Below are 2,580 nucleotides of genomic sequence, written 5' to 3'. Positions count from 1 at the left end.
GTAAGTATTCGGTTCTCGGCGTTCCCGAATAGAAATTAAATATTGCGATCATTGCATCAAAATTTAAACGATGCGAAAGAAGCAAATTCAGAGATCTCTCCCTGGTTCTCCCTTAAAAGTAGACATGGCATTCCATGTTCGTCAGCAGCCTGATTCCGGCATGATTATTAGCGAATACTGCAGGGCTCATCAAATAAGTGAAGGCAGTTTTTATTACTGGTTAAAGAAAACAAACAATACTTCACCGGTTCCATCCTCACCACCAGCAATACTTCCCGTAAAAATTGTAGCATCATCAAATGAGCCTGTTAATTCAAACTTATTTGCTGAAGTGCGCGGTATTGCAATTTATCAACCTGTGCCGGCAGAATATTTACTCACCTTGCTAAATCATTAGTCAATGTTGTCATTAGCTGGTTATAATTTTTATATCTATACATCTGCAGCGGATATGCGGATGGGAATAAATGGTTTGTCAGGCATCGTACGTAATCAAATGGCACTTGATCCATTAGCTAAGGGCATCATCTATTTGTTTTTTAACGGGCGTCTCACCCAGGTGAAAATGTTGCAATTTGATGGAGATGGTCAGGCGCTTTATTACAAAAGACTAGCCAGAGGCACCTTTGGCAAACCTGTTTATGATCCTGGTTGCCAGGCGATGATGATTGAACGCAAAGATGTGATGCTCATCCTGGAAGGAATCGAGATTAAGTACAGAAAGCGTTACGAAAGAAAGTCAGGAAAATCAACAGATCAGCCAAACTAATAATGCTGTTTTTGCGTTAATATAGCCAATACCATGACACAAAGCAGTGCGCCCTGAATTACTCACTTCTATAACAGATGCATTAAAACAAATCTCCACGCTAACGGAGACCAATGGGGAGTTGTTGGAATCTCTGACCAGAGAGAGAATAACGTTTGGTAAGATTATATATGACCTGAATAACCAGCTGGAAGCAAAGAATGGAGCATGTGATAAATTAAACCGTTATCTGAATCAGGCACATGAGATTATGCTTGATAGAGAACATCAGGTCATTGAATTGCAAAGCAGGATCGAAGCATTGGAAAGTGAAAATGCGCTCTTAAAAGAGCAGGTTGCTCAGGGAGAAAAGAAGAGCTGGCAGTTACAGGAGTTATGTGAAATGCTACAGGGTAAAAAGAGTGAGAAATTTATACCTGAACGTGAAAAAGTAGATGCGGCCATACAACAAACCTTAGGACCTGATTTTGATCTGACCGAACTGGAAGAGATTATAAGAGTAGCCTCCACAAAAGGCGATATTCAACAAGTGGATGACCAGATCCGGAAAGGCAACCGCAAAAAGAAAAAACATCTCGCTCATAAAGGTAGAAGAGTACAACCATCTTGTATAGAAGTAGTGACAGAAACAATTGACGTCGAAGGAGACAAGACAGGCCTGATCCCTATGGGCAAAAAAGTGACGACCTATTACGAATACAAGCCGGGTAAAATTATTAAAGTACAACAGGAGCGGCTTCAATATCGTACAGAAGATAAAAAGTTTGTCTGCCAACCAGTAGCCCCTCGTCTGGTAGAAAAAGGAACAGTAGGAAACAGCCTGCTGGCACACTTACACAGCCGCCGGTTTGGATATGGGGATCCATATACACGTCAGTTACGGTATATAAAAAGCACTACTGGCATCAGCTTCGCAGCATCAACGGTAAATGGTTGGGAAGAGGTGGCCTTTAAGAAACTGCTAAGGCTGTTGAGATGTATGAAAAAAGTAATTGTGCAGGCCCGGTATCTGAAGGTCGATGAGACAAGATTAGATTACCTCAATGATATTGGAGAAGGCAAACCATCCAGGGGTTGGCTATGGGTATTTTTATCTGAAGAACAAAAATTAGTATTGTTTGAATTTAACCCATCCCGCGGACATAAGGTTCCACAGCAGATATTAAAAGATTTTAAGGGCACGCTTCAGGCGGATGGCCTGGGTAGCTATGTAGCAGCTTTTAAAGATAATGAGGAGGTGGACCTAATGACATGCCTGTCCCATATCCGCCGCGGTTTTAAGAAAGCAGAGAAATATGATAAAAAGCTAGCGGCAGAAGCATTGACATTGTTCAACATCATTTACAGGATAGAAGCCTTTGCCGAAAGAAAAAAGATGACCGATGACCAGCGATTGGCATTGCGTCAGAAATATAGCGTTCCTTTTCTCGATAAAATACATATCTGGTTGCTGGAACAACAGCAGATAGATCATCTGCCAGGTACACCAATAATTAAAGCAGTTAATTATGCCCTGGGGCAATGGCACAAACTAAAAGCATTTACGACCCTTGGATACGTCGATGCCGACAACAATGGCGTCGAGAGGGCCATCAGACCCGTTACTACCTTCCGCAATAATAGCCTGTTTGCCGGAAATGAACATGGAGCAGAGAGAGTAGCACTTTTTTACTCCCTGATCGAGTCTTGTAAACTTAACGACATCGATCCTTATATTTATCTTAAAGATATCTATGACCGCCTTCATGATTGCCCAGCTCATGAACTTATTAATCTGTTGCCTCCATATTGGAAGAAGAAAAATACATGAT

The 2,580-nt window shown here is 41.6% G+C and carries 3 protein-coding genes; all 3 read left to right on the top strand.

Annotated features, from left to right (window positions below; translation table 11 throughout):
* The first annotated feature begins 70 nt into the window (after positions 1-70).
* The 3 genes from BW716_RS34780 to BW716_RS34770 are packed head-to-tail and all read left to right on the top strand — an operon-like array spanning position 71 to position 2,579.
* Positions 71-397: a hypothetical protein gene (locus BW716_RS34780; protein WP_072362417.1), complete on the top strand. Its 327-nt coding sequence runs from the start codon at positions 71-73 to the stop codon at positions 395-397.
* 3 nt (positions 398-400) lie between these two features.
* A complete protein-coding gene (gene tnpB, locus BW716_RS34775; protein ID WP_083730638.1) occupies positions 401-769 on the top strand; it encodes an IS66 family insertion sequence element accessory protein TnpB in 369 nt (122 codons plus the stop codon).
* 46 nt (positions 770-815) lie between these two features.
* The gene (locus tag BW716_RS34770) at positions 816-2,579 is read left to right on the top strand and encodes an IS66 family transposase (protein ID WP_083730637.1); all 1,764 of its coding nucleotides are present in this window, start codon (positions 816-818) and stop codon (positions 2,577-2,579) included.
* Position 2,580: the final 1 nt, after the last annotated feature.

It is taken from the genome of [Flexibacter] sp. ATCC 35208, from assembly GCF_001975825.1.
Lineage (GTDB): Bacteria > Bacteroidota > Bacteroidia > Chitinophagales > Chitinophagaceae > Chitinophaga.
Note: the sequence above shows the minus strand (reverse complement) of the source record. Positions and strands in the feature narration are given on the sequence as shown.